This is a genomic window from Caulobacter sp. GW822-FHT01G02 (assembly GCF_058802865.1).
Genome location: NZ_JBXAON010000002.1, coordinates 502,699 through 528,833, shown reverse-complemented (window position 1 = coordinate 528,833; position 26,135 = coordinate 502,699). Strand labels below are relative to the sequence as shown.

Sequence of the window (26,135 nt, the reverse complement as noted above, 5' to 3'; positions counted from 1 at the left end):
GCCGGCTTAGACCGCGGCGCGCCGATCCGCTAGCCTCCGAGCTCTCACGGAGGAGATCGTCGGTGCGCAGCGCGCTGTTCAACGCCTACTACTGGGTCCTGTCGATCTTCTACGGTCTGTCGGCGGCCTTCGCCGCCCTGGCGCCGGGCCGCGACGCCGTGACCTTCACGCTGCGGCTCTACAGCCGCCGGATGCTGTGGGGGCTGGACGTCCTGGCCGGGGTGAAGGTTGAGCTGAAAGGCCGCGGAAACCTGCCTGACGGCCCCTGCATCCTCGCCGCCAAGCACCACAGCTGGGGCGATGGCTTCGTGATGTTCGCCCATGTCGACAACCTCAGCTTCGTGACCGGCGATCACCTGGAGAAGTTCCCGCTGGTTGGAGCGATCCTCAAGAAGTTCGGGGCTATCGTCGTCGACAGCTGCGGCGGCCCGGAAGCTCGCGCGGCCCTGTCGGAAAGCGCCGCCCAGGTCGCCGCCGAGGGCCGGCGCATCCTGATCTATCCCGAAGGCCACCTAGCCGCCCCGGGCGAACGGTTCCGCTACCGCACCGGCGTCTACTATATGAGCAAGGACTTCGGCCTGCCGGTCGTGCCGGTGGCCACGAACCTGGGCTGTTTCTGGAAGCAGCAGGAGAAGGCCAAGACGCCCGGGATCGCCACCATCGAGTTCCTGCCCGCCCTGCCCCAAGGCCTGGAGAAGGACGACTTCATGCAGCGCATGGAGGCGGCGATCGAAGGCCGCACGAATGAACTGATCGCCCAGGCGCGTGGTGAGCCGGTGAAGCCATCGGTGCTGGTCGAATGGAACGGCCGGGAGAATGTGCTGGCGACGCCGAAGGCGGTCACCGCATGAACACCCTGCTCGCCTTCTGGGCGGCTCAGCTCGCCGCTCTCGGTCTGGTCTTCTTTGCGGTTCGACACCCTAATGGCGGTCGCAAGGGTCTTCTTCTGCTCCTGACGGCTCTGCCTTTTGTCCTGTGCATGCTCTGGGGTTCGCACTTCAAGGTCACGCCGGGCGCGATAGGAGCGGACCCCAGCTCTCTAGTGGCTAAGGCGCCGCTGGGATTTGCGCTCGCCAGCGTCCCGATCTCGCTCTGGCTGGTCCTTGCACTCAAGGGCGCGCGCTGGATCGCGGCGGCTGTCGGGCTGATTGAAATCATCAGCGCCTTCCTGACAGCCATGCTGGCGACGATGCAGGTCACCGGGTCCTGGCTGTAGCTAGACCTCGACCGGGCACTCCGCGGGAATCGCCACGAAAGTCCCCTCGGCGCGGCGTTTGTCGAAGTGGGTCTGGGCGCAGGTCGAGGAGCACAGCAGGCCGGTGTCCGACCAGTACAGGGGCGCCTCGTCCTCGTGCTTGAAGCGCGGCGCGCCCCAGGCCAGGCCGCATTCGACGCAGGAAGGGGTCTTGGCGAGCATCAGTCCTGAACCTCGGCGGCCGGCTGGATCGTCACGCTCTCGCCGCAGCCGCAGGCGTCGGTTTCGTTGGGATTGTGAAACACGAACTTCGAGGACAGCTTGGTGATCTCGTAGTCGATCTCGGTCCCGATCAGGAACAGCACCGCCTTGGGCTCGATCAGGATGGTGACATCCTTGTCCTCGACCACCTCGTCCATCGGGCCGCGTTCGGCGGCATATTCGAAGACGTATTCCGAACCCGCGCAGCCGCCGTTCTTCACGCCCACCCGCAGGCCGGCATAGGGCTTGTCGGCGCGCGCCATGATCTCCTTCACGCGCGCGGCCGCGGCGTCGGTCAGGGTGACGACCTTGGGGCGCGGGCGGCGGGGACGGATTGTAACGGTCGGTTCCATGGGCTCGAACACTCCCTTTTTCCGATCTCCCCGGCATCCGCCGGGGAGATCGGAAGAAAGAAAACTAGAACATATTCAACTGCAGCTTGGCCTCGTCGCTCATCCGCGAGGAATCCCACGGCGGCTCGAAGACCAGCTCGACATTGCACGACTTCAGGCCAGGGATTTCCATGACCGCGTCGCGCACCCAGCCCGGCATTTCCCCGGCCACCGGGCAGCCCGGGGCGGTCAGGGTCATGTCGATAGCCACGTCCTTGTCGTCGCTGACGTCGACCTTGTAGATCAAACCCAGCTCGTAGATGTCGACCGGGATCTCCGGATCGTAGACGGTCTTCAGCTTCTCGATCAGCTGATCCGTCAACCGGTTCAGTTCGTCCTTCGAGAGGGCGGTGACAGGCTCGGAAGAGGAGGCGGCGTCGGTCATCGAAAAGCTCAACTGAAGAAGCTGCGGGCCTTGGCCAGCGCGTCCACGAACGCGTCGGCTTCGGCTTCCGTATTATATAGGGCGAAGGAGGCGCGCGCGCTCGATGTGACGCCGAAACGGCGCATCAAGGGCTCGGCGCAATGGGTCCCGGCGCGCACGGCGACGCCGTAGCGGTCCAGCACCTGGGCGATGTCGTGGGCGTGAGCGCCCTCGACCGTGAACGACAGCACCGCGCCCTTGCCGGGCGCTTCGCCCAGGATCCGCACGCCGTTGACGCCACGCAGCCGCTCGGCGACCCGCTCGTAGAGGGCGTGCTCGTGGGCGAAGGCGGCGTCGCGATCCAGGTCGTTCAGCCAGTCGATCGCCGCGCCCAGGCCGACGGCCTCCAGGATCGCCGGCGTGCCGGCCTCGAAGCGATGCGGCGGGTCGGCATAGGTGATCCGATCCATCGAGACAGAACCGATCATCTCGCCGCCGCCCTGATAAGGCGGCAGCGCGGCGAGCCGCTCGGCCTTGCCGTAGAGCACGCCGATACCGGTCGGGCCGTACAGCTTGTGGCCGGAGAAGACGTAGAAATCGACGTCCAGCGCCTTCACGTCGACCTTGGCGTGGACGATGGCCTGGCAGCCGTCCAGCAGCACCGGCGCGCCGGCCGCGTGGGCCAGGCGGACGATCTCGGCCACGTCATTGACCGTGCCCAGCACGTTCGACATGTGGGTGACGGCGACCATCTTGGTCTTCGCCGACAGCAGGCCCTTGAAGGCCTCCATGTCGAGGCGCCCGTCGTCCAGCACCGGGATGAACTTCAGGACCACGCCCTTGCGCTCGCGCAGGAAGTGCCACGGCACGATGTTGGCGTGGTGCTCCATCTCGGAGATCACGATCTCGTCGCCGGCGTTCAGGCCAAGGCCGAACGAGGATGCGACCAGGTTCACCGCCTCGGTGGCGCTCTTGGTCCAGACGACTTCAGTTGGCTCGGCGTTAATGAACTTGGCGACGGTTTCTCGCGCCTTTTCATAGGCTTCCGTCGTCTCGTTGGCCAGGGTGTGCAGGCCGCGATGGACGTTGGCGTAGGAGGTGCGCGCCAGGTTCATCATCGCGTCCAGCACCGCGTCCGGCTTCTGGGCGCTGGCCGCGCTGTCCAGATAGATCAGCGGCTTGCCGTGAACCGTCCGTTGCAGGATCGGGAACTGGGCGCGGATCGCCTCCACATCGAACGGAGCGTCGAGGGCCATTATTCGGGGCTCCCCAGCTTGCGGGCGACCCAGGCGGCGGCGATAGCGCGCGCGCCCTCGTGCGTGATGCGCTCGACCACCTCGCCGACGAAGGCGACGGTCAGCATGGCCTTGGCCTCAAGCTCCGGGATGCCGCGCTGGCGGGCGTAGAAGATGGCTTCCTCGTCCAGGGCGCCGATCGTGTTGCCGTGGGCGCAGGAGACGTCGTCGGCGAAGATCAACAGTTCCGGCTTGGCGTCGATCTCGGCCTTGTCCGACAGGATCAGGGCGTGATGGCCCATCCGCGCGTCGGTCTGGTCCGCGCCGGGCGAGACCACGATGCGACCCTGGAAGACGCCGCGCGCCTGGTCGGCGACCATGCCCTTGGTCAGCTGGCTGGTGATCCCGTCGACGCCGGCGTGGGTGACGACCGTGGTCTGGTCGGCGTGGCGCTGGCAGTCCAGCAGGTAGACGCCGTCCAGGCGAACCTGGGCGTGGGCGCCGGGATGATTGACCCGCGTCTCGATCCGCTGGCGACGCGCGCCCGAGGTGATCACGGTCTGGGCGTAGGTCGCGCCGGGGGCCAGGTCGATCTCGGCGGTGACGACACTGATCGCCTCGGCGTCGTCCTCGACCAGGATGATGCGTTCGACCGAAGCGCCCTCGCCCACGGCGATGTCGAGCACGACGTCGGACACATAGCCGGCGGCGCGGCCTTCGTGGCTTTCCAGCAGGACCAGGCTTTCGCCCGGCTTGACCACCAGGGCGTGGCTGGCGGCTTGCGAGGCCTTGTCGGCCAGGGCGACGAAGCGCAAGGCCGTCACGCCCGAGGCGATGTCGGCGCCAGCGATCCGGCGGCCGTTGACGAACACGGTCTCGGTCGAAGCCAGGCCAGCAAACGGACCGGCTGGAACCTCGCCGGCATGCGCGGGCGCGGCGGGCGGCAGAGTCCGCAGCAGGCCGCGCAGATCCGTCCAGCGCCAGTCCTCGTCGCGCCGCGAGGGCAGCTCGGTGACGTCGCCGGTCTTCAGGGCGGAGGCGAGGCTCATGCGGCGGCCACGTACTTGTCGTAGCCCTCGGCTTCCAGCTGCAGCGCCAGTTCCGGCCCGCCCGAGGCGACGATACGGCCGGCGGCCAGCACATGAACCTTGTCGGGTTTGATATAGTCCAGCAGGCGCTGGTAGTGGGTGATCACCAGCATCCCGCGCTCGGGCGAACGCAGGGCGTTGACGCCTTCGGAGACGATCTTCAGGGCGTCGATATCCAGGCCGCTGTCGGTCTCGTCCAGGATCAGGAACTTGGGCGACAGCATCGACATCTGGAAGATTTCCATCCGCTTCTTCTCGCCGCCCGAGAAGCCGACGTTCAGGCCGCGCTTGAGCATCTCGAAGTCGATCTTCAGCGCCGCGGCCTTCTCCTTGGCCAGCTTCAGGAAGGCCGGGGCGGCGATCTCGTCCTCGCCCCGCGCGCGGCGCTGGGCGTTGAGGGCGGTGCGGATGAAGGTCAGGGCCGGAACGCCTGGGATTTCAAGCGGATACTGGAAGGACAGAAACAGGCCCTTGGCGGCCCGCTCGTTCGGGGCCAGCGCCAGCAGGTCCTCGCCGTTGAGACTGGCCGAGCCTTCGGTCACCTCATAGCCGCCCCGGCCGCTCAGCACGTAGGACAGGGTCGACTTGCCGGCCCCGTTCGGGCCCATGATCGCGTGGACCTCGCCTGCGGGCACGGTGAGCGTGACGCCCTTCAGGATCGGCTTGTCCTCGACGCGGGCGTGAAGGTTCTGGATCTTAAGCATGGGTCTCGTTGAGTTTTCTGTATTCCGCCTCGTGGCCCGCGAAGGTTCCGGCGACGGCGATCTGGCCTTGTATGGCGGCGTTTAACAGCGAAAGATCCTCGGGCGGGATCCAGTATTCCTCGTGCCCCGGCGTGCCTGAGACCTTGTTCTCGTAGGCGTCCAGGAAGGCCTTCGAGACCTCGAAACGGACGACGTAGCCGCGCCGATAGGTCGTGTGGGCGGCGTTCCAGTTCCACGCCAGCTGGGCCGCATAGGCTTCGTTGGTGACGGGGCGGAAGACCGGCTGCTCGATATCGTGCGGCGGAAAGGCCTTCCAGTCCGAAGCCTTGATATCCCGCAGCTCTTCCAAGGCAACCGGCTGGTAGAGAGTGACGGTCTTCATCCCACCGAGCCCTCCAAGCTGATCGCCACCAGCTTCTGGGCCTCGACGGCGAATTCCATGGGCAGTTGCTGCAGCACGTCCTTGACGAAGCCGTTGACCAAAAGGGCCACGGCCTCCTCTTGCGACAGGCCGCGCTGCTGGCAGTAGAACAGCTGGTCGTCCGACAAGCGGGTGGTGGTGGCCTCGTGCTCGAACACCGTCTGGCCGTTGCGAGCCTCGATATACGGCACGGTGTGGGCCGCGCAGGTCTTGCCGATCAGCAAGCTGTCGCACTGGGTGAAGTTGCGCGCGCCCTTGGCCTTGGGGTGGGCCGAGACCAGGCCGCGATAGGTCGAGGTCGACTTGCCGGCGCTGATGCCCTTGGCGACGATCCGCGAGCGGGTGTTGGCGCCCAGGTGGATCATCTTGGTGCCGGTGTCGGCCTGCTGGTGGCCGTTGGTCACGGCGATCGAGTAGAACTCGCCCGAGCTCCCCTCGCCGCGCAGCACGCAGGACGGATATTTCCAGGTAATGGCCGAGCCGGTCTCGACCTGGGTCCACGACACCTTGGAGCGGTCGCCGCGGCAGTCGGCGCGCTTGGTGACGAAGTTGTAGATGCCGCCCTTGCCGGTCTCCGGATCGCCCGGGTACCAGTTCTGGACGGTCGAGTACTTGATCTCGGCGTCGTCCAGCAAGACGAGCTCGACCACGGCCGCGTGCAGCTGGTTCTCGTCACGCATCGGGGCGGTGCAGCCCTCCAGATACGAGCAGTAGGCACCCTTGTCGGCGATGATCAAAGTCCGTTCGAACTGCCCGGAATCCTTGGCGTTTATCCGGAAATAGGTCGACAGCTCCATCGGGCAGCGCACGCCGGGCGGGATGTAGACGAAAGAGCCGTCCGAGAAGACCGCGCTGTTCAGGCACGCGAAATAGTTGTCCGAGGTCGGCACGACGCTGCCCAGGTACTGGCGCACCAGTTCCGGGTGTTCGCGGATCGCCTCGCTCATCGAGCAGAAGATGACGCCGACGGCGGCCAGCTCTTTCTTGAAGGTCGTGACGACGCTGACGCTGTCGAACACCGCGTCCACGGCGTAGCGCGGCGCGCCTTCGACTCCGGCCAGAACCTCTTGTTCCTTAAGCGGAATGCCCAGCTTGGCGTAGACGGCCAGGATCTCGGGATCGACCTCGTCCAGGCTCTTGGGCCCTTCCTTGGTCGAGGGCGCGGCGTAGTAGTAGCTGTCCTGGTAGTCGATCTTGGGGAAATTGACCTTCGCCCAGGTCGGCTCTTCCAGCTCAAGCCAGCGGCGATAGGCTTCCAGCCGCCAGTCCAGCATCCATTGCGGCTCGTCCTTCTTGGCCGAGATGAAGCGGACGATGTCCTCGGAGAGGCCCTTGGGGGCGAACTCCTGCGCGATATCGCTCGTGAAGCCGTGCTCGTACTTTTCGAGCGCGGCGACGGTTTCGACAGTTTCCTTGACCGCGGCCACTACGCCACCTCCCGGCGCCGAGCGCCGATACGCTTCCAGGCGGCGAGCCAGGCGTCGCCGCACTTGATCCAATCGTCTTCCGTGCTGGCCCAGCCGCCGCTCACACGCAGGGCGAACGGGGCCAGATCGGCACGGCCCATCGCCTCCACCACGCGGCTGGCCTTGACCTTGCCCGACGAGCAGGCGCTGCCGGCGCTGACCATGACTCCGGCCAGGTCCATGTTCATGACCTGGACCTCGGAGCCGAAGCCCTCGCCGGCGAAACACAGGGTTTGCGGCAACCGATCGGCGCCCTCGCCGAGCACGACCGCGCCTTGCGCCTCGAGCCGCTGGGCCAGGGCGTCGCGCCAATGAGCCTGTTCGGCCATGGAGGCAAGGCTTTCCCGGGCCACGCGGGCGGCCGCGCCGAAGCTGGCGATGCCGGCGACATTCTCGGTGCCAGCCCGGCGGCCGCGCTCCTGACCGCCGCCGTGCTGGCGACGGCTGACGGTGGCGCGGGTTCCGGCGACCAGGGCGCCGACGCCTTGCGGGCCGCCCAGCTTGTGGGCCGACAGCGCCAGGGTGTCGGCGCCGAGGGCCGAGAAGTCGACGGCGATCTTGCCGGCCGCCTGGACGGCGTCGACGTGCAGGAGGCCTTCAGCGGCGCGGACCAGGGCCGAGGCTTTATCCACAGGCTGGATCACGCCGGTCTCGTTGTTGGCCAGCATCAGGCAAACCAGGGTCTTGCCTGGCTTTTCAAGCGCTTGCGCCAGCCAGTCGAGATCGACGATCCCCAGGCTATCCACAGGCATGACCTCTAGCGGGAGGCCGGACGCCTTGGCGGTCTCGGTCACCGCGTCGTGCTCGATGGCGGAAATGACGATGCGTTGGACGCCGGCGACCTTGGCGCTCTCGATGGCCAGGGCGTTGGCCTCGGTGCCGCCGCTGACGAAGGTCACCGAGCCGGCCGGCACGCCGACCAGGGCCCCGACCTCGGCGCGAGCGCGTTCCACCAAGTCGCGCGCGGCGCGGCCGGCGGCGTGGACCGACGAGGGATTGGCTGGGCTCTCCAGGGCGCGCAGCAGCGCTTCCCGCGCCTCCGGCCGCATCGGGGCCGTGGCGTTATAGTCGAGATAGACCGATGTGCGGGACATGCTCACTCGGCCGCGATCTCCATCGGACGGCCCACCGGGCCGCCTTGGGGGCGAAGCTCGCCCTTCAGCACGTCGGCCACCGAGACCGAGGCCAGATAGCCGTGGATCTGACGGCCCATCTCTTCCCACAGGCCATGCGTCATGCAGCGCTCGCCGCCGGCCATGCAGCCCTTGGCCTGACCCTTGTTGAAATTGCAGCGGGTGGCGCGGAGCGGCTCGTCGACCGCCAGCACGATGTCGGAGATGAAGGTCTCGCCCGAGCCCTTGGCCAGGCGATAGCCGCCGCCGGGGCCGCGAGCGCTGATCACCAGGCCCTTGCGGCGCAGGCGCGCGAACAACTGCTCCAGGTACGACAGCGAAATCTGCTGGCGCGCGGCGATCTCGGCCAGGGCCACGGCGCGGCCCTCGCTTTCGTCCTGGCGCTTGGCCAGGTCGGTCATCGCCATGACCGCGTATCGACCCTTGGTGCTCAGGCGCATCGCCTTACCCCTTGCAGATTCCGCGCGCATCGGCTTTTGCGTGTGCTACAAGCCGCGACTTCGCGCGCGGGCCCTATAAGCCCGCGACTGGTTGCGATCTAGGAAGACCAAGCGCAGTAGTCAAGTATTCTGGCGATCCAATCGTCGGATGACAGGCCGCTCGCGAGCTCAAGGGAACGACATGCCTGATGTGATTTTGACCGGCGCGTCCGGGCGGATCGAAGGTCGCTATTCTCCGGGCAAGACCGAGACGGCGCCGATCGCGCTGATCCTGCACCCCCACCCGAAGGCCGGCGGTCACATGAACCACCCGGTGTCTGTCCAGCTGTATCACCTGTTCATGAAGCGCGGTTTCGCGACCTTGCGCTTCAATTTCCGCGGCGTCGGCCGTAGCCAGGGCGAGTTCGACGCCGGCATCGGCGAGCTGGCCGACGCGGCCACCGCGCTCGACTGGCTGCAGACCAGCAACCCGGCCGCCAGCCAGACCTGGGTCGCCGGCTTCGACTTCGGCGCCTATATCGGCATGCAGCTCCTGATGCGTCGCCCGGAGACGGACGGCTTCATCTCGGTGTCGCCGCCGACCAACATGTACGACTTCAGCTTCCTGGCCCCCTGCCCGGCGTCCGGCCTGTTCCTGACGGGCTCGGCCGACACCATCACCCCGCCGGTCGAGGTCGAGCGCGTGGTCACCAAGCTGCGGACCCAGAAGGGCATCACGATCGACTACGAGGTCATCGACAAGGCCAGCCACTTCTGGACCGAGCACCTGCCCAGCGTCGAGAAGAGCGTCAGCGAGTATCTCGACAAGCGTTTGGCCGAAAACCCGATCTAGACGAGCCTACCGGTTCGAATTCCAGGCCTCCCTCCGGGGAGGCCTTTTTCGTTTATGCGGCGTGGCGGGGCGGCGATGGCGTAACATCGGTCACGATCCTATGTTTTCACGGATTGATGAATATCGGGGGCGCGGTGATGCACTATGACATCGTCATTGTCGGCGGCGGCGCCGGCGGCCTGGAACTGGCCTCGCGGCTGGGGCGCAGGCTGGGCGGCCGCCACGGTAAGCGCCGCGTGCTGCTGATCGACCGCTCCAGCTTCCACATCTGGAAGCCGACCCTGCACGAGGTGGCGGCCGGCACCCTGGACGTCCACCAGGAGGGCGTCTCCTATTCGATCCTGGGCCGCTCGAACGGCTTCAACTTCCTGCTCGGCGAGTTGGCCGCCTTCGACCCGGCCGCCAAGCGCCTGACCCTGAAACCCATCACCGACGCGGACGGCCAGTTGCTGGCCCCGGAGCGGACGATCACCTTCACCTTCGGCGTGCTGGCGATCGGCTCGGGCTCGAACCTCTTCGGCACGCCCGGCGCCGAACGGGCGCACCTGCTGGAGCGCACCGAGGACGCGGAGGCCTTCCACGCCCGGCTGCTGGCGGCCTTCACCAAGGCCTCGTTCTCGCCCGACAAGATCATGCGCGTGGCCATCGTCGGCGGCGGCGCCACCGGCGTGGAGCTGTCGGCCGAGCTGATCGAGGCGCATCGCGAACTGCTGGACAGCGTCGGCGACGAACAGCGTTTCCGCCTGGACATCACAGTGGTCGAGGCCGCGCCGCGCATCCTCAATGGCCTGCCGCAAAAGATCGCCGACAAGGCCACGCTGGCCCTGGAGCGCAAGGGTGTCGCGGTGAGAACGGACGCCAAGGTGCTGGCCGTTCACGCCGACCGGCTGGAGACCAGCCAGGGCGACATTCCGGCCGACCTGATCGTCTGGGCCGCCGGCGTCAAGGCGGCCGAGGCCAATACCGGCTTCGGGCTTGAGACCAATCGCGGCAACCAGTTCGTGGTCAACGACCATCTGGAGACCTCGGCCCCCGACGTCTGGGCTCTGGGCGACTGCGCCGCCGCGCCGTGGAAGGACGGCAAGACCATCCCCGCCCGCGCCCAGGCCGCGCACCAGCAGGCCAGCTATCTGGAGCGGGCCCTGATCGCACGACTGCACCAGGGCCGGATCAACGCGCCCTTTGTTTATCGCGACTTCGGCTCGCTGGTGTCTCTAGGCAACGACAAGGGCGTGGGCGCACTGATGGGCGGCCTGGGCGGGCCGAACTTCTTCGTCGAGGGCCTGATCGCCAAGTGGGCCTACATGTCGCTGCACCTGGATCACCACCGGGCGATCCTGGGCGTGGGCCGCACGGCGACCCTGGCGCTGGCGCGACTGCTGCAGCAGCGGGTGTCGGGACGGCTGAAATTGCACTGAAGGGCTGCTCCCCCGCGTTGCGGGGGAGCTGTCGCGGAGCGACTGAGGGGGCTAGCTGGAGGTCGGCGGCACTCGCCCCCTCCGGCCCTCTGGGCCACCTCCCCCGCGACGCGGGGGAGGATCTAGGGTGTAACTATTCTTCCGCCCGTCATCGCCGCCTTCACCCCCGTCGTCCCCGGAAAGCTGATCGGCAGCCCTTTGGCCGTCCGCGCCGCCAGGTAGGCGAAAGCCTCGGCCTCGATGCTGTCGCCGCGCCAGCCGTGGGCTTCGGCGGCCTCGACCGGCACGGGCGCCCGCTCGGCTAGGGTCCTCATGATCGCCGGATTGTGCCGGCCGCCGCCGCAGACGATCAGGGCGCTGGGCGTCTCGCCGCCTTGGCTGAAGGCGCGGAACACCCCCTCGGCGGTGAAGGCCACCAGGGTCGCGGCGGCGTCTTCGGGCGACAGGTGCGCCACGGGCTCCAGCGAGAAATCGTAGCGGTCCAGCGACTTCGGGACCGGCGCGTCGAAATACGGGCTCGACAGCAGGGCGTTCAGCGCCCGTTCGTCGACGCGCCCGACCGAGGCCAGCCTGCCGTCCTCGTCGAAGCGGGCGATGCCGCGCGCCTGTAGCATCAGGTCGATCATGCCGTTGCCGGGGCCGGTGTCGAAAGCCAGCAAGGCTCCGTCCGGGCCGATCAGGGTGATGTTGGCCACCCCGCCGACGTTCAGCGCCGCCACCGGCGCGGCCAGCCCCGAGGCCCGGGCGCGGGCGGCATGGTAGATCGGCGCCAGGGGCGCGCCCTCCCCGCCGGCCGCCACGTCGGCGGTGCGGAAGTCGAAGGCCACCGGACGGCCCGTGGCCTTGGCCAGGCGCTCGGCGTCCAGCAACTGGACCGTGCGTCCAACACGCTCGGCGGTCGGCCGCTCGTGCAGCACCGTCTGGCCGTGGACGCCCAGCAGGTCGAAGTCGCTCCACGCCAGGCCGTGCTCCTCGATGAAGCTCTCGGCGGCATGGAAATGTTCGTCGGCGACGGCCCTGCGGGCCTCGTCGAAGATCGCCGGCTCGGGCTCGCCGCGCGGCCAGGCGCGGGCGATGTCGGTGGTCTTCAGCAGCAGATCGCGGGTCGCCTCGCGCAGCTTGCGCTCGCCGGCCGGGCCGAAGCCCTGGATGTCTTCGCCGTCGGTTTCCAGCACCGCCATGTCGACCGCGTCGAGCGAGGTGCCGGTCATAAATCCCAGGATCTTCATGGAGACGTTGACTGCCACGGGCGGCTAACGGTAGCTAGACCCATGATCGACGCTTTCGTCCTGGCCCGCCCCTATTACCGCCCGCTGCCATAGCGGGAGGCTGACCAGACACGTCGCCGCCCCGCCTCGCCGGGGTCGCTCTCATCCAGTCGATCATGCGCTCCGGCTCCCCTGCCCGGAGTTTGAAATGAAACCCTCACATTCAGGCCTCGCCGTGCTAGACGGCCCGCCATCCATTTCAGAGAGTCGAACCATGTCCGCCGCGCCGTCCTTCAAGTCGGAGTTCCTGCGAACCCTGGAGGCGCGCGGCTACATCCATCAGATCACCCATCCGGACGAGCTGGACGCCGCGGCCGCCAGCGGGATCATCACCGCTTACATCGGCTTCGACGCCACGGCCCCCAGCCTGCACGTCGGCAGCCTGATCCAGATCATGATGCTGCGCCGCCTGCAGCAGGCTGGTCACAAGCCGATCGTCCTGATGGGCGGCGGCACGACCAAGGTCGGCGACCCGACCGGCAAGGACGAGAGCCGCAAGCTGCTGTCGGACGCCGACATCGCCGCCAACATCGCCGGCATCAAGCAGGTCTTCGCCAAGTTCCTGACCTTCGGCGACGGCCCGACCGACGCCATCATGGTCGACAACGACGCCTGGCTCAGCAAGTTCGGCTACGTGCAGTTCCTGCGCGACTACGGCGTGCACTTCACGGTCAACCGGATGCTGGCCTTCGACTCGGTCAAGCTGCGGCTCGAGCGCGAGCAGCCGATGACCTTCCTCGAATTCAACTACATGCTGATGCAGGCGGTGGACTTCCTGGAGCTGAACCGCGCCCACGGCTGCGTGCTGCAGATGGGCGGCTCGGACCAGTGGGGCAACATCCTCAACGGCGTCGAGCTGACCCGCCGCGTCGACCACAAGGCCGCCTTCGGCCTGACGACGCCGCTGCTGGCCACCGCCTCGGGCGCCAAGATGGGCAAGACCATGGCCGGCGCGGTGTGGCTGAACGCCGAGCAACTGAGCCCCTACGACTACTGGCAGTTCTGGCGTAATACGGAGGACGCCGACGTCGGCCGCTTCCTGAAGCTGTTCACCGACCTGCCGCTGGAGAAGATCGCCGAGTTGGAAGCCCTCGAAGGCGCCCAGATCAACGACGCCAAGAAGGTGCTGGCCGACGAAGCCACCCGCATGGCCCACGGCGAAGAGGAGGCCCGCAAGGCCCGCGACGCCGCCGAGAAGGCCTTCGAGCAGGGCGCGCTGTCGGCCGACCTGCCGACCTTCGAGGTCCCGGCGGCCGAACTGGAAGCCGGTATCGTGCTGGCGGCCCTGTTCGCCGACGCGGGCCTGGCTGGTTCACGCGGCGAGGCCCGTCGTCTGGCCCAGGGCGGCGGCCTGAAGGTCAACGACAAGGCCGAGGCCAGCGCGGACCGGGTGATTACCTCGGCCGACCTCGTCGAAGGCGTCGTCAAGCTGGCCGCCGGCAAGAAGAAGATCGTGTTGGTGAAGCCCGTTTAGTTATCGGTTGATTGTGCTCCCGGCCCTGGCGTAGCCAAGGGCCGGGGTGACCCTTTCCCCCAGGAGACGCGTTCGATGCTGCAGCCCGGCGACAAGGCCCCTGATTTCGACCTGCCGACCGACACCGGCCGCGTCAGCCTGGCCAGCCTGAGGGGCAAGAATGTCGTCCTGTACTTCTATCCGAAGGACGACACCGCCGGCTGCACGTCGGAAGCCCTGCAGTTCTCGTCGGAAGTCGAGGAGTTCCAGAAGCTGGGCGCGGTGATCGTCGGCGTGTCCAAGGACAGCGTCGCCTCGCACGCCAAGTTCCGCGCCAAGCACGACCTGACCATCGACCTGGCCGCCGATCCGCTGGGCGACGTTGTCGAGGCCTATGGCGCCTGGGTCGAAAAGAGCATGTATGGCCGCAAGTACATGGGCATCGACCGCTCGACCTTCCTGATCGACCGCGAAGGCGTCGTCCGCGAAGTCTGGCGCAAGGTGAAGGTGCCCGGCCACATCAAGGCCGTGATGACCGCCGCCAAGGCCATCAAGTAGATTTTCGTCTCGCTCTGTTCGCCTCGCTGCTTTCGTCTCTCGGGGGAACCCGTTGGTCGCTGAGGTGTTGTATCGGCGCATCCCCCTGTGGCTTTTGCGTTTGAATACAGCCTTAACGTTTGGTCCTGACGGTGAGGAAACGTTAAGGATCGAGGCGCAATGTGACTTTTCGCGAGTCGCGCTCACTTAGGGCGCGAAGAGTCTTGCGCGTTTCCGCTTTCTCGTAGCATATCGCCCAGACCTGAAACGGGGGGTTTCTTGGGCGATGGCGATCAAGCGCTTTAAGCGACTGCGGCACTCTCTCGAAGCCCTGTTTCCCGAACGGCACATCTATATCCGCTCCGGCGGCGAGATGCGCGGCTACGTCTTTTCCACCAACAAGCAGCTGCTGGGCGCGTCCGTCGTCGCCGTCACCGCGCTGTGGATGGGCGTCTGCACCGCGTCGATGGCGGTCAACGCCCTGGCGGTCAGCTCGACCGACCAGCAGGTCATCCGCCAGAAGGCCTATTACGAGCGCCTGAACGCCGACCGCCAGGCTCGCCTGAACAGCGCCGTGGCCCAGCTGTCGGCCACCAATGGCTCGCTGGAAGACCTGGCCGCTTCGGTCGAGAAGCGTCACGCCGCCCTCGCCCTGCTGGTTTCCGATTTCAAGGGCGTGCCCGGCGCCGCCCAGGCCCTGACCGTCGCCAAGCCCCGCCTGCTGGCCGCCAGCCCGGTGCAGCGCATCCAGGCCACCCGGATGGATCAGGAGCGCCTGATCGACGCCGCCGAAAGCTTCGCCAAGAGCCGCGCCGAGCGCCTGCGCCTGGCCATGCGGATGGCGGGCCTGGACGCCGGCAACTTCACGGGTCGCGGCGTGTCGCTGGGCGGCCCGCTGATCGAGGCCAAGGATCCGCGCGCCCTGGCCGCGGTCCTCGACGTCGACGAGGATTTCGCCAGCCGCATCCAGCACGCGGCCAACGACATGTCGGACATGCGCAGCCTGGGCGCGGCAGCCAAGAAGCTGCCCTTCTACCGTCCGACCAGCAATCCGGCCCTATCGTCCAGCTACGGCGTCCGCTTCGACCCGTTCACGCACCGTCCGGCCTTCCATTCAGGCCTGGACTTCCCCGGCGCCATGCGCACCCCGATCATGGCCACGGCGCCCGGCGTCATCTCGTTCACCGGCGTCCGCTCCGGCTACGGCAACACGGTCGAGATCGACCACGGCGGCGGCTTCAAGACCCGCTACGCCCACCTGGCCTCCATCAGTGTCCGCGTCGGCGAGCGCGTGACCATCGGCAGCCGCGTCGGCGCCATGGGCTCGACCGGCCGTTCGACCGGGCCGCACCTCCACTACGAAGTCTGGGTCAACGGTAAGGCTCAGAATCCCAATCGCTACTTGAAGGCTGGTGAGTATGTTCAGCAAACAAGCTAAGTCGGGCTCGAAAAACCCGGCTCGCATCGAGCCCCTGCCGACTCCGATGACGGCTGCCCCCGCCGACCAGGCCCGCCGCGCGCCGCCGAAAGTGGCGTCCCTGCTGTCGGCCGACCTGACCATCGAGGGCAGCGTCACCGGCGAAGGCGAGCTGCAGATCGACGGCGTGGTCAAGGGCGATGTCCGCGTCGGCCGCCTGACCGTCGGCGAGACCGGCCACGTCGAGGGCGGCGTCTATGCCGAGGCGGTGGAAGTGCGCGGCCGCGTGGTCGGCGCGATCACCTCCAAGCAGGTCCGCCTCTATGGCACCTCATATGTCGATGGCGACATCACCCACGAGCAGCTGGCCATGGAAACCGGGGCCTTCTTCCAGGGCCGCAGCCTGAAGTTCCAGCGCCCCGCGCCGGTCGCCCAGCCGGCGCCGCCCCCGGAGCAACTGGCGATCGCCCAGGCCAAGCCCGTCGCGGGCTGAGGCTTCGGACTTTCCGAACGCAGGCTTCAGATACAAGAACGCCCCGGATCACCCGGGGCGTTTTCGTATTCCAGGGCGTGGACCTTAGCCTTCCGTCGCGTCGCGCGTGGCGCCGACGCGCTGGGCCAGCGAGGCGCCCATGAAGGCGTCGAGGTCGCCGTCCAGAACGCCTTGGGTATCGGAAGTCTCGACGTTGGTCCGCAGGTCCTTGACCATCTGGTAGGGCTGCAGGACGTAGCTGCGGATCTGGTGACCCCAGCCGATGTCGGTCTTCTGGTCTTCCAGCGCCTGCTGGGCGGCTTCACGCCGTTGCAGCTCGGCCTCGTAGAGACGGGCGCGCAGCATCTTCCACGCTTCTTCACGGTTCTGGTGCTGCGAGCGCCCGGCCTGGCAGGCCACGGCGATGCCGGTCGGGATGTGCGTCAGGCGCACGGCCGAGTCGGTCTTGTTGATGTGCTGACCGCCGGCGCCGGAGGCGCGGTAGGTGTCGGTGCGCACGTCGGCCGGGTTGATCTCGATCTCGATCGTATCGTCGACCACGGGATAGACCCAGGCCGAGGCGAACGAGGTATGGCGGCGCGCACTGCTGTCATAGGGGCTGATGCGCACCAGACGGTGCACGCCAGCCTCGGTCTTCAGCCAGCCATAGGCGTTGGGCCCCTTGACCAGCAAGGTCGCCGACTTGATGCCGGCCTGGTCGCCGTCGGTCTCTTCGATCAGCTCGGTCGTCATGCCGTGGGCGTTGGCCCAGCGCGTGTACATGCGCAGCAGGATGCCTGCCCAGTCGCACGACTCGGTGCCGCCGGCCCCGGAGTTGATCTCGATATAGGCGTCGTTGCCGTCGGCCTCGCCCGAGAGCAGAGCCTCGAGTTCGGCGCGGCCGGCGCGTTCCTTGATGGCCTTCAGCTGGGCGCGGGCGTCGTTCAGGGAATCCTCGTCGGACTCCATGTCGGCCAGCTCGGCATATTCCAGCGCGTCCTTGACGTCGCGCTCGATGCCTTGCACGGCCTCGACCTTGGCGGCCAGGGCGGCGCGCTCGCGCGAGACGGCCTGGGCCTCGGTCGGGCGATCCCACAGGGTCGGGTCTTCGACCCGGGCGTTCAGCTCATCGAGCTTTCGAAGGGCGACATCCCAGTCAAAGACGCCTCCTGAGCAGTCCAATGGACTGCTCGATGTCAGCCGCGGCGGCCTCGACATCCGGTCGCATCACGTTACTCCGTGACAGTGTTGAAGGGCGCGGGAAATAACGCGCGTCGCTCTCCCGCGCAATGAGAGTTCGTAGAGCCCGCCCTAATAGAGCCCACTGAGGGGATCGACCTTCTGCGGCGGCGGCTTGCCCGGTTGAGGCGCCGGCTGGACCGGTTGCGGCAGGCCCGGCGAGATCTGCTCGTACGGGATCGGTCCGGTCGGCGCGACCTCCACCTTCGGCTCGGTGCCCGGACGGAAGGCCTCGCGGACGCCGCGCACCATGGCGAACTTGGCGTTCTTCGGCGGCTTGAAGTCGACGGCCGGCTGGCCGTCCAGCGCCACCTTCATGAAGTCCATGAACACCGGCACGGCGTCGGTGGCGCCCGTCTCGCCCTCGCCCAGCGAGCGGTTGTCGTCGAAACCGACGAAGACGCCGACCACGAGATTGGGCGAATAGCCGACGAACCAGGCGCTGCGGTACTCGTTGGTCGTGCCGGTCTTGCCGGCCAGCGGGCGACCGAGGGAGCTGACCGCGGCGGCGGTGCCGCGCTGGACCACGCCCTGCAGCATGGAGGTGATCTGGTAGGCGGTGACCGGATCCATGATCTGCTCGCCTGGCGCGGCGAACCTGGGGCTTTCATCGCCGTTGAAGCCCGCGTCGCAGCGCTCGCAATCACGCTTGTCGGCCCGGAAGATGACCTTGCCCTCGCGGTCCTGCACCAGTTCGATCAGGTGCGGGTCGACACGGCGGCCGCCGTTGACGAACGCGGCGTAGGCCGCCGTCAGCTTGAACGGCGTCGTTTCGCCCGCGCCCAGGGCCATGGCCAGGACGGGATCCATGTTGCGGGTCACACCGGCGCGCTGGGCGAAGTCGACGACCTTCTTCATGCCGACGCCCTGGGCCAGGCGCACGGTCATGGCGTTGATCGACTGTTCCAGGCCCTTGCGCAGCGGCTGAGCGCCGTAGAACTCCTTGTGGTAGTTCTCCGGGCTCCAGTCCTGGCCGTTCGCGCCCTTGAAGGTGATGGCGCTGTCGACGACGACGCTGGCCGGGGTGTAGCCGTTCTCCAGCGCGGTGGCGTAGACGAACGGCTTGAACGACGAGCCGGGCTGGCGCATCGCCTGGGTGGCGCGGTTGAAGTTTGACAGCGAGTAGCTGTAGCCGCCGACCAGGGCGACGATCCGGCCGGTATAGGGCTCCATGGCCACAAGGGCGCCATTGACCGCCGGAACCTGGCGCAGGCGATAGCCGGCGTCGGTCTTCTCGACGAACACCAGGTCGCCGGCCTTCAGGCCCTTGCCGTTCTTGGCCCAGGTGAGGTCCTCGCCGACGATCTGGCCTTCGCCTTCGTCCTTGACGAGGCGGACTCGGCCGTCGTTGGAGACGACCAGGGCCTGGCGCCACTTGCCGCGCTCGGCCGGCGGGGCCTTGGCCAGGGCGGTCTTTTCCCAGGCCAGATCCGTCGATTCGACATGGCCCCAGGCTCCGCGCCAGCCGTGGCGGCGGTCGTACTTCTCCAGGCCGTCCATCAGCGCCGAGCGCGCGGCCGTCTGCAGACGCGGATCCAGCGTGGTGCGCATGTAGTAACCGCCCTCGCTGAGGCGTGGCCCCAGCGTGGCCATGCCGCGCTGGCGCACTTCCTCGACGAAATAGTCGGCGTCGCGATAGGCAGCCCGCTTGGGCGCGGCCTGGACCACCAGATCCTCGGCCATGGCCTTCTGGGCCTCGGCCTTCGACACCCAACCCTGATCGGCCATCTGGCCCAGCACCCAGTTGCGCCGGGTCATGGCTTTGGCCTTGTTGCGGATCGGATGGTAGTTGTCCGGTCCCTTGGGCAGCGAGGCCAGGAAGGCGCATTCGGCCAGGGTCAGATCCGGCAGCGACTTGCCGAAATAGTTGTAGGCGGCCGCGCCGACGCCGAACGAGCGATAGCCCAGCCAGATTTCGTTGAGATACAGCTCGAGAATCTGCTGCTTGGTCAGCGACTGCTCGAGGCGATGGGCCAGGATCGCTTCCTTGAACTTGCGCCCGACCGTGGCGTCGCTGGTCAGCAGGACGTTCTTGGCGACCTGCTGGGTGATGGTCGAGCCGCCCTCGAGGCGTTTGCCGCGAACGACATTGCCGACGTTCTTGAGCATGGCCCGCGACAGGCCCGAGACGTCGACGCCGCCGTGCTGGAAGAAGTTGCGATCCTCGGCCGCCAGGAAGGCCTGAGCCAGCTGCGGCGGGATCTGGTCGTAGGGGATGAAGATCCGGCGCTCTTTGCTGTATTCGCCGATCAGGGTGCCGTCCCAGGCGTAGACGCGCGTCGCCGTCGGCGGACGATAGTCCTGCAGTTCACCGGCGTCGGGCATGTCATGGAACAGCCAGGCGGCGTAGATCGCGATCGCGAAACCCGCGACCGCGATGGCCGAAAGCACCGCCACGCCCGCGATGGCCATCCATCGTTCGGTGGGTTTCAGATCCACGCGACCTCCGTCGAGGCAGGCCCCCTCGCCTGCCGCACACACTTCACTAGATCGCTTGGCGCCGAACCGTAAGCGGTTTTGCGGTCGCACCTCGCGGGGCGAAGCACGAACGATCGTCCCTGTGATTAGAGGGCGACAGGCAAAAGGGGAAGCGGCTGCCCTCCCCGTTCCTTGTCGGTCGCGCGATGGCCGCCGAAATTAGCTTTCAGTTTCGGCGATCGCGATCCCGTCAGGACTTGCGCAGACCCGCCGAGAAATAGGCCTCGATCGAGTCGCCGACCGCGTCGACCAGGCGATTGCGGCTGGCCTTGGTGGTCAGGAAGGCTTCGTCTTCCGGATTGGTGATGAAGCCCATCTCCAGCAGCACGGCGGGCACGTCCGGCGCCAGCAAGACTATGAAGCCGGCGTCGCGGTGGCTGCGGCGCAGCAGTGTGGTTTCCTCGCCGACGCTGGCCAGCAGCAGCTGGGCGAAGGCGGCCGAACGGTTCTTGGTGGCGCGCTGCGACAGGTCCAGCAGGATCTGGCTGACGGCGCGATCGCGGCCCGGCAGATTGGCCTTCATCAGCCAGTCGTCCTTGTCGAGGACGAGGCCAACGCGCTCGGAGCCCTTGTCAGACACGGTGTAGACCGAAGCGCCGCGCGTGCTGACGTCGGGCCCCGAGTCGGCATGCAGGGAAATAAAGAGATCGGCGTCGGCGCGACGGGCGATCTGCACGCGGCCTTCCAGCGGGATGAAGGTGTCGGTCTCGCGAGTCAGCACGACCTGGAAGCGGCCGGTGCGCTCCAGGCGCGCCTTCAGCGCCTTGGCCGCGGCCAGGGTGACGTCCTTCTCGAAGACAGTGGCGCCCAGCGAGCCGGGATCCTTGCCGCCGTGGCCGGCGTCGATGACGATGACCTTCTTCAGGCGCAGCGGCGCGGCCTTGACCGGTCCGCTGGCGAAGGTCAGGCGTGGAGCCTGCGGGGCGGCGACCTGCGGCGCGGCCTCGACGGCCTTCAGGTCGATCACGTAGCGATAGGCGGTCGCGCCGTCGCCTGGCGGCAGCAGGAATCGGCGGCGGACCTCGGCCTTGCCCGTCAGGTCCAGGCGCAGACGGGCGCCGCCCGCGGCCTCGTCGATCACCCAGCGCTTGACCAGGCCCTGGCCGGAACCTTGCAGATCGCCGGACACCAGCACGTTCGGCAGGGCCATGACCAGGCGCTGGTCGCTCATGCCGTCGGAGATCAGCTTGCCGACCGCGGCGCGATCCAGGTCGATGACGACGCGGGTTTCGTTGCGGTCGCCGCCGAAGCGGACCTTCTGCACGCCGGCCGGCGCGGCCGGTCCCTGGGCGGTGGCCACGGCGACGCCGGCGACCGTGAGGCCCCCGACAATCAGGGCCGCCCGGACCCAGCCCATGCGGGCCAAACTGATAAGAAGCTTACGCATTCCCGCCCGCGTAATCCGAAACTGGTGAACTGAATGTCAATATCTCCCGGGGCGGTAGCCAAAGGGTTAAGTCCAGATCATCCGTCGAAAGCTTTTCTTTTGTGCGTCGATGTGGCTACAGTCCCGCCGTGCGCGAATGTCGTGATCGTCACGACTCCGTGCGGGCCGTCCGAGCCCCGAAAGTGGTCTTGAACCTCTTCCGGCGCGAAGGCGGCAGACTAGATAGTGTTCGAGAGACGGCCGATCTGGCGGGCAAGACGCCGACCGAGACGCCGGATCTAGGGCTCGCGTCGGGCTCAAACGCCCTTCTGGCGACGACGCGCCATCCGATCCGCGCCATCCGGCGCGACAACACCACCTCCTCGCGCCACTCGTGACGCGACAGGCAAACCATCCAGTCCGCGCTTCATGCGCGGTAGGGAAAAACGAAACCCCCAATGGGCTGCGCCGCACCCGACCGCCTTTGGCACCCGACCCTTCGCAACCGCGCTGACGGTGCGACGGTCGGCGACGCGCGCGCCCTTCATTCAGAACGGCGACCGGGCCTCGCGCCCGCCGCGCGCCGTGGAGACTTCCTTAATGTCGAAGAAGATGCTGATCGACGCAGCACACGCCGAAGAGACGCGTGTGGTCGTCGTGGACGGAACCCGGGTTGAAGAGTTCGATTTCGAAAGCCAGACCCGCAAACAGCTTCGCGGAAATATCTACCTCGCCAAGGTGACCCGCGTTGAACCCAGCCTCCAGGCTGCGTTCATCGAGTACGGCGGTAACCGCCACGGGTTCCTGGCGTTCAACGAAATCCACCCGGACTATTACCAGATTCCGGTCGCCGACCGTGAAGCGCTGATGCGCGACGATTCGGGTGACGACGATGACGACACCCCGGTCTCGCGTCGCGCCTCGGGCGGCGACGACGAGGACGACGTCAACGGCGGCCACGCGGTCGACGACGACGATGATGACGTCGAAGAAGAGCTGGCCCGCCGCAAGCGCCGGCTGATGCGCAAGTACAAGATCCAGGAAGTGATCCGCCGCCGGCAGATCATGCTGGTCCAGGTCGTCAAGGAAGAGCGTGGCAACAAGGGCGCGGCCCTGACCACCTACCTGTCGCTGGCCGGCCGCTACGGCGTCCTGATGCCCAACACCGCCCGGGGCGGCGGCATCAGCCGCAAGATCACCGCGGTGTCGGACCGCCGTCGCCTGAAGAGCGTGGTCAACAGCCTGGACGTGCCGCAGGGCATGGGCCTGATCGTCCGCACGGCCGGCGCCAAGCGCACCAAGGCCGAGGTCAAGCGCGACTACGAGTATCTGCTGCGTCTGTGGGAAAACATCCGCGACAACACGCTGCACTCGGTCGCCCCGGCGCTGATCTACGAGGAAGAAGACCTCGTCAAGCGCGCCATCCGCGACATGTACGACAAGGACCTGGAGGGGATCTGGGTCGAGGGCGACGCCGGCTACAAGGAAGCGCGCGATTTCATGCGCATGCTGATGCCGAGCCAGGCCAAGAAGGTCTTCAACTACCGCGACCCGACCCCGCTGTTCGTCAAGCACAAGATCGAGGACCACCTGGCCCAGATCTATTCGCCGGTCGTGCCGCTGCGTTCCGGCGGCTATCTGGTGATCAACCAGACCGAGGCGCTGGTCGCCATCGACGTCAACTCGGGCAAGGCCACGCGCGAGCGCAACATCGAGGCCACGGCCCTCAAGACGAACATGGAAGCGGCCGAGGAAGCCGCTCGCCAGCTGCGTCTGCGCGACCTGGCCGGCCTGATCGTCATCGACTTCATCGACATGGATGAAGGCAAGAACAACCGCGCGGTCGAGAAGGTTCTGAAGGACGCGCTCAAGGACGACCGCGCTCGCATCCAGATGGGCAAGATCTCGGGCTTCGGCCTGATGGAGATCAGCCGCCAGCGTCGCCGCACCGGTGTCCTGGAAGGCACGACCCACGTCTGCGAACATTGCGAAGGCACCGGCCGCGTCCGCTCGGTCGAGTCCAGCGCCCTGGCCGCCCTCCGCGCGGTCGAGGCCGAGGCCCTAAAGGGCTCCGGCGCGGTGATCCTGAAGGTCGCCCGCTCGGTCGGCCTCTACATCCTCAACGAAAAGCGCGACTACCTGCAGCGCCTGCAGCAGACGCACGGCCTGCACGTGACCGTCGTGGTCGACGACAGCCTGCACGCCGGCGACCAGGAGATCGAGCGCACCGAGCTGGGCGAGCGCATCGCCGTCGCCCCGGCTCCGTATGTCGAGGAAGACGACGATTTCGATCCGTCGGCCTTCGAGGACGAGGAAGACGACGAAGAGATCCTCGACGACGAGGACGAAGAGGGTCTTGAGCGCGAGGACACCGACGACGACGACGCCTCGGCCCGCAAGCAGGCCCGCGACGATGATCGCGGCGACCGCAAGGGCCGTCGGGGCCGTCGCGATCGCGGCCGTGGCCGGGGTCGTCGTGACGAACGCGAGACCGAAGGCGAGGCTCCGGCCGAAGCCGAAGTCGAAGGCGACGAAGACGAGCTCGAAGGCGACGCCGACGACCGCGCCGAATTCGGCGATGATGATGACGGCGCCCGTCGCCGTCGCCGCCGCGGTCGCCGTGGCGGCCGTCGTGGCGGTCGCGAGGACGGCGATCGTCCGACCGACGCCTTCGTCTGGATCCGTCCGCGCGTCCCGTTCGGCGAGAACGTCTTCACCTGGCACGACCCCGCCGCCCTGGTCGGCGGCAATAGCGAACCGCGCCGTCCGGCGCCGGAAGCCCGCGTCGAGCGTGAAGAAACCGCGGAGCGTCCGGAACGCGTCGAGCGCGAGGAACGTCCGGCCCGCGAACGCGGCCGTCGTGGCCGTGACCGTGGTCGCCGCAACCGCGACGACGCTCCCGTGGTCGAGACTTCGGCCGAAGCGACCGCCGCCGTCGACGCGATCAGCCCCGTTGAACCGGTAGAGCCCTACGAAACGCCGGTCCTGACGCCGCCGGTGATCTCGGGTCCGCCCGCCGACGTCTGGGTCGAACTGCCCGAGGCCGAGGAAGCGCCGAAGAAGCCCAAGCGTGTCCGCTCGCGCGGCAAGAAGGCCGCCGCCGAGGACGCCGCCCCCGAGGCGGCTGTCCAGGCTGTCGCCGAAGCCGTGACCGAGAGCGCCGCCGTGGTTGCGCCAGAACCGACCGCGGAGCCCGCTCCGGAACCGGTCGTCGAGGCCGCGCCCGCGCCGGTTGTGGAAGCGCCGCCGGAACCTGTTGTCGAAACGGCCCTGGCCGCTCCGGCCGAGCCGGATCCGAACGAGATCACCACCCCGCCCGAAAAGCCCCGCAAGGGCTGGTGGCGCCGGTAGGCTGACCTGATGACGGCCCGCGCATCGTTGGATGCGCGGGCCGAAATCGTCTTGAGGCGGAAGCGAGACCCTTGTTCCCTCGCCTCCAGCTTCCAAGTTAGACTGGTCGGGGTTCGCGGGGGCGCGATCTGGAGATCACTTAATGACCTCGCGTAGCGGGCAAGCTGGGAAGCGACTCGGCGTGGCTTTGTCCGCGTTGGCCGTGCTCGCGTCCAGTATTCCCCAGATCGCTCTGGCCCAGGACGACGGCCCTTCCCTGATCCGGGACACCGAGATCGAGGAAATCCTGCACCACGACGCCGACCCGATCTATGCGGCGGCCGGCCTGGATCCCAAGACGGTTCGCATCCTGATCGTCGGCGACAAGTCGCTGAACGCCTTCGCCACCCAGGGCCTGCAGATGGGCCTCAATACCGGCCTGATCCTGCAGACCGAGAACCCCAACCAGCTACGCGGCGTCATCGCCCACGAAACCGGACACCTGGCCGGCGGCCACCCGATCCGGTCCGGCGAGATGACGCGCGCGGGCCTCAAGCCGATGATCCTGACCATGGGCCTGGGCGTCCTGGCGGCCCTGGCCGGGTCCGCCGACGGCGCCGCCGTCCTGCTGGGCAACGCCCAGTACGCCGGGGCGCTGGGCGCGCTAGGCTACAGCCGCGAGCAGGAATCGCGCGCCGACCAGGCCGGCGCCGGTTTCCTGGAGGCCACCGGCCAGTCAGGGCGCGGCCTCGTCGAGTTCTTCGACAACTTCCGCTATCAGGAAGTCTTCGATCAGGCCCGCCGCTACGAATATTTCCGCAGCCACCCCCTGTCGTCCGAACGGATCGAGGTGCTGCGCAGCCGCGTCGAACGCCAGCCGCACTACAGCGCCGTCGACACGCCCGAGGACCTGGCCCAGCACGAGATCATGAAGGCCAAGCTGGAAGGGTTCCTGAACCCGCAAGTCGCCTTGATGAAATACAAGGAAACCGACACCGGCTTTCCGGCCCGCTACGCGCGCGCGATCGCCTACTACCAGATGAAGGAGCCCGACCGGGCCCTTCAGTTGCTGGAGCCGCTGATCGCCGACCATCCCGACAATCCCTACCTGTGGGAGCTGAAGGGCCAGATCCTGTTCGAATTCAACCGCGTGGCTCAGGCCGAGGAGCCGCAGCGCAAGTCAGTGCAGCTGAAGCCCGACGCGGCCCTGCTGCGCGTCAATCTCGGCCAGACCCTGATCAATCTCAACGATCCGAAGAAGGTCGAGGAAGGCGTCCAGGAGCTCAAGCGCAGCCTGCTGAACGATCCGGACAATTCGGTGACCTGGCGCCTGCTGGCCCAGGCCTACGACACCCAGAAGAAGGACGGCGAGGCGCGTCTGGCCACGGCCGAGCAGTACTACTCGCTCGGCGCCGTGCGCGAGGCCCGCGTCTTCGCCATGCGCGCCCGAGAGCTGCTGACCAAGAACACCCCCGACTGGCGCCGCGCCACCGACATCGTCCTGGCCTCGCGCCCCTCCAACCAGGACCTGAAGGATCTGGCCAAGGACGGCGCGGCGCAATCCAACCTTAGCCACTAGAGCCTGTCCCGTTTAGATTCCATCTAAAGCTAAAGCGCGCTAGCCGC

26 protein-coding genes are annotated in these 26,135 nt (G+C 67.4%); 12 read left to right on the top strand and 14 right to left on the bottom strand.

What is annotated here, in order from left to right:
- Positions 1 to 62: 62 nt before the first annotated feature.
- The gene (locus AC1RNC_RS07980; RefSeq protein ID WP_492885135.1) at positions 63 to 851 is read left to right on the top strand and encodes a lysophospholipid acyltransferase family protein; all 789 of its coding nucleotides are present in this window, start codon (positions 63 to 65) and stop codon (positions 849 to 851) included.
- Entirely contained in the window at positions 848 to 1,216 is a 369-nt protein-coding gene (locus AC1RNC_RS07975) for a hypothetical protein (protein ID WP_492885134.1), read from the top strand. The genes AC1RNC_RS07980 and AC1RNC_RS07975 overlap by 4 nt, the downstream gene beginning before the upstream one ends.
- Here the strand turns inward: AC1RNC_RS07975 and AC1RNC_RS07970 are convergent, their stop codons facing one another.
- The 10 genes from AC1RNC_RS07970 to AC1RNC_RS07925 form a co-directional block, all read right to left on the bottom strand.
- Entirely contained in the window at positions 1,217 to 1,417 is a 201-nt protein-coding gene (locus tag AC1RNC_RS07970; RefSeq protein WP_492885132.1) for a hypothetical protein, read from the bottom strand. It lies immediately after the preceding gene.
- The gene (locus tag AC1RNC_RS07965; RefSeq protein ID WP_492885130.1) at positions 1,417 to 1,809 is read right to left on the bottom strand and encodes a HesB/IscA family protein; all 393 of its coding nucleotides are present in this window, start codon (positions 1,807 to 1,809) and stop codon (positions 1,417 to 1,419) included. The genes AC1RNC_RS07970 and AC1RNC_RS07965 overlap by 1 nt, the downstream gene beginning before the upstream one ends.
- Before the next feature lie 64 nt (positions 1,810 to 1,873).
- Positions 1,874 to 2,233 (bottom strand): SUF system Fe-S cluster assembly protein, encoded by a 360-nt coding sequence (locus AC1RNC_RS07960; RefSeq protein ID WP_492885128.1) that lies wholly within the window; start codon positions 2,231 to 2,233, stop codon positions 1,874 to 1,876.
- A gap of 8 nt (positions 2,234 to 2,241) precedes the next feature.
- Positions 2,242 to 3,468, bottom strand: coding sequence for an aminotransferase class V-fold PLP-dependent enzyme (locus AC1RNC_RS07955; RefSeq protein ID WP_492885126.1), 1,227 nt, complete (start codon positions 3,466 to 3,468; stop codon positions 2,242 to 2,244).
- Positions 3,468 to 4,496 carry a Fe-S cluster assembly protein SufD gene (gene sufD / locus AC1RNC_RS07950; protein ID WP_492885124.1) on the bottom strand — a complete coding sequence of 343 codons (1,029 nt, stop codon included), beginning with the start codon at positions 4,494 to 4,496 and terminating at the stop codon, positions 3,468 to 3,470. The genes AC1RNC_RS07955 and sufD overlap by 1 nt, the downstream gene beginning before the upstream one ends.
- Positions 4,493 to 5,239: a Fe-S cluster assembly ATPase SufC gene (gene sufC / locus AC1RNC_RS07945; RefSeq protein ID WP_492885122.1), complete on the bottom strand. Its 747-nt coding sequence runs from the start codon at positions 5,237 to 5,239 to the stop codon at positions 4,493 to 4,495. Before sufC ends, sufD begins: the two co-directional genes overlap by 4 nt.
- Complete coding sequence (locus tag AC1RNC_RS07940) at positions 5,232 to 5,621, bottom strand: hypothetical protein (RefSeq protein WP_492885120.1); 390 nt, start codon at positions 5,619 to 5,621, stop codon at positions 5,232 to 5,234. The genes sufC and AC1RNC_RS07940 overlap by 8 nt, the downstream gene beginning before the upstream one ends.
- Positions 5,618 to 7,087 carry a Fe-S cluster assembly protein SufB gene (gene sufB / locus AC1RNC_RS07935; RefSeq protein WP_492885118.1) on the bottom strand — a complete coding sequence of 490 codons (1,470 nt, stop codon included), beginning with the start codon at positions 7,085 to 7,087 and terminating at the stop codon, positions 5,618 to 5,620. Before sufB ends, AC1RNC_RS07940 begins: the two co-directional genes overlap by 4 nt.
- Entirely contained in the window at positions 7,087 to 8,226 is a 1,140-nt protein-coding gene (locus AC1RNC_RS07930) for a cysteine desulfurase family protein (protein WP_492885116.1), read from the bottom strand. Before AC1RNC_RS07930 ends, sufB begins: the two co-directional genes overlap by 1 nt.
- Positions 8,223 to 8,699 carry an Rrf2 family transcriptional regulator gene (locus AC1RNC_RS07925; protein ID WP_492885114.1) on the bottom strand — a complete coding sequence of 159 codons (477 nt, stop codon included), beginning with the start codon at positions 8,697 to 8,699 and terminating at the stop codon, positions 8,223 to 8,225. Before AC1RNC_RS07925 ends, AC1RNC_RS07930 begins: the two co-directional genes overlap by 4 nt.
- Before the next feature lie 181 nt (positions 8,700 to 8,880).
- On the opposite strand from AC1RNC_RS07925, the gene AC1RNC_RS07920 reads away from it, so the two are divergent.
- Together AC1RNC_RS07920 and AC1RNC_RS07915 are read left to right on the top strand one after the other, a co-directional pair.
- Positions 8,881 to 9,531, top strand: coding sequence for an alpha/beta hydrolase (locus AC1RNC_RS07920; protein WP_125158488.1), 651 nt, complete (start codon positions 8,881 to 8,883; stop codon positions 9,529 to 9,531).
- 137 nt (positions 9,532 to 9,668) lie between these two features.
- On the top strand, positions 9,669 to 10,949 hold the full coding sequence (locus tag AC1RNC_RS07915) for an NAD(P)/FAD-dependent oxidoreductase (RefSeq protein ID WP_492885512.1): 1,281 nt from the start codon (positions 9,669 to 9,671) through the stop codon (positions 10,947 to 10,949).
- Positions 10,950 to 11,071: 122 nt separating this feature from the next.
- Here the strand turns inward: AC1RNC_RS07915 and AC1RNC_RS07910 are convergent, their stop codons facing one another.
- On the bottom strand, positions 11,072 to 12,178 hold the full coding sequence (locus AC1RNC_RS07910; RefSeq protein ID WP_492885112.1) for an anhydro-N-acetylmuramic acid kinase: 1,107 nt from the start codon (positions 12,176 to 12,178) through the stop codon (positions 11,072 to 11,074).
- A 42-nt stretch (positions 12,179 to 12,220) separates the two neighbouring features.
- Between AC1RNC_RS07910 and AC1RNC_RS07905 the strand changes: the two genes are divergently transcribed.
- From AC1RNC_RS07905 to AC1RNC_RS07885, 5 genes are all read left to right on the top strand, one after another.
- A complete protein-coding gene (locus tag AC1RNC_RS07905; RefSeq protein WP_024265744.1) occupies positions 12,221 to 12,271 on the top strand; it encodes a hypothetical protein in 51 nt (16 codons plus the stop codon).
- Between the two features lie 94 nt (positions 12,272 to 12,365).
- On the top strand, positions 12,366 to 13,691 hold the full coding sequence (tyrS, locus tag AC1RNC_RS07900; protein WP_492885111.1) for a tyrosine--tRNA ligase: 1,326 nt from the start codon (positions 12,366 to 12,368) through the stop codon (positions 13,689 to 13,691).
- Positions 13,692 to 13,766: 75 nt separating this feature from the next.
- Positions 13,767 to 14,228 (top strand): peroxiredoxin, encoded by a 462-nt coding sequence (locus AC1RNC_RS07895; protein ID WP_492885110.1) that lies wholly within the window; start codon positions 13,767 to 13,769, stop codon positions 14,226 to 14,228.
- Positions 14,229 to 14,493: 265 nt separating this feature from the next.
- Entirely contained in the window at positions 14,494 to 15,645 is a 1,152-nt protein-coding gene (locus AC1RNC_RS07890; protein WP_492838504.1) for a M23 family metallopeptidase, read from the top strand.
- Positions 15,626 to 16,117, top strand: a complete 492-nt coding sequence (locus AC1RNC_RS07885; protein WP_492838505.1) for a bactofilin family protein — start codon at positions 15,626 to 15,628, stop codon at positions 16,115 to 16,117. Before AC1RNC_RS07890 ends, AC1RNC_RS07885 begins: the two co-directional genes overlap by 20 nt.
- An 84-nt stretch (positions 16,118 to 16,201) precedes the next feature.
- On the opposite strand, the gene prfB is transcribed toward AC1RNC_RS07885, so the two are convergent.
- The 3 genes from prfB to AC1RNC_RS07870 all read right to left on the bottom strand — a co-directional run bounded on the left by prfB (position 16,202) and on the right by AC1RNC_RS07870 (position 21,200).
- Positions 16,202 to 17,324 (bottom strand): peptide chain release factor 2 gene (prfB, locus tag AC1RNC_RS07880; RefSeq protein WP_492885108.1). Its coding sequence is split into 2 segments (ribosomal slippage): positions 16,202 to 17,254 and positions 17,256 to 17,324, totalling 1,122 coding nucleotides; the frame shifts between segments, so codons are not numbered across the junction.
- Between the two features lie 83 nt (positions 17,325 to 17,407).
- A complete protein-coding gene (locus AC1RNC_RS07875) occupies positions 17,408 to 19,774 on the bottom strand; it encodes a penicillin-binding protein 1A (protein WP_492885106.1) in 2,367 nt (788 codons plus the stop codon).
- 229 nt (positions 19,775 to 20,003) lie between these two features.
- Positions 20,004 to 21,200: an N-acetylmuramoyl-L-alanine amidase family protein gene (locus tag AC1RNC_RS07870; protein ID WP_492885104.1), complete on the bottom strand. Its 1,197-nt coding sequence runs from the start codon at positions 21,198 to 21,200 to the stop codon at positions 20,004 to 20,006.
- A gap of 437 nt (positions 21,201 to 21,637) precedes the next feature.
- Here AC1RNC_RS07870 and AC1RNC_RS07865 point away from each other — a divergent pair, with 437 nt between their 5' ends.
- The 3 genes from AC1RNC_RS07865 to AC1RNC_RS07855 all read left to right on the top strand — a co-directional run bounded on the left by AC1RNC_RS07865 (position 21,638) and on the right by AC1RNC_RS07855 (position 26,088).
- Entirely contained in the window at positions 21,638 to 21,856 is a 219-nt protein-coding gene (locus AC1RNC_RS07865; RefSeq protein WP_099577706.1) for a hypothetical protein, read from the top strand.
- A complete protein-coding gene (locus AC1RNC_RS07860) occupies positions 21,780 to 24,530 on the top strand; it encodes an Rne/Rng family ribonuclease (RefSeq protein WP_492885102.1) in 2,751 nt (916 codons plus the stop codon). The genes AC1RNC_RS07865 and AC1RNC_RS07860 overlap by 77 nt, the downstream gene beginning before the upstream one ends.
- 142 nt (positions 24,531 to 24,672) lie before the next feature.
- A complete protein-coding gene (locus AC1RNC_RS07855) occupies positions 24,673 to 26,088 on the top strand; it encodes a M48 family metalloprotease (protein ID WP_492885100.1) in 1,416 nt (471 codons plus the stop codon).
- Positions 26,089 to 26,135 lie beyond the last annotated feature (47 nt).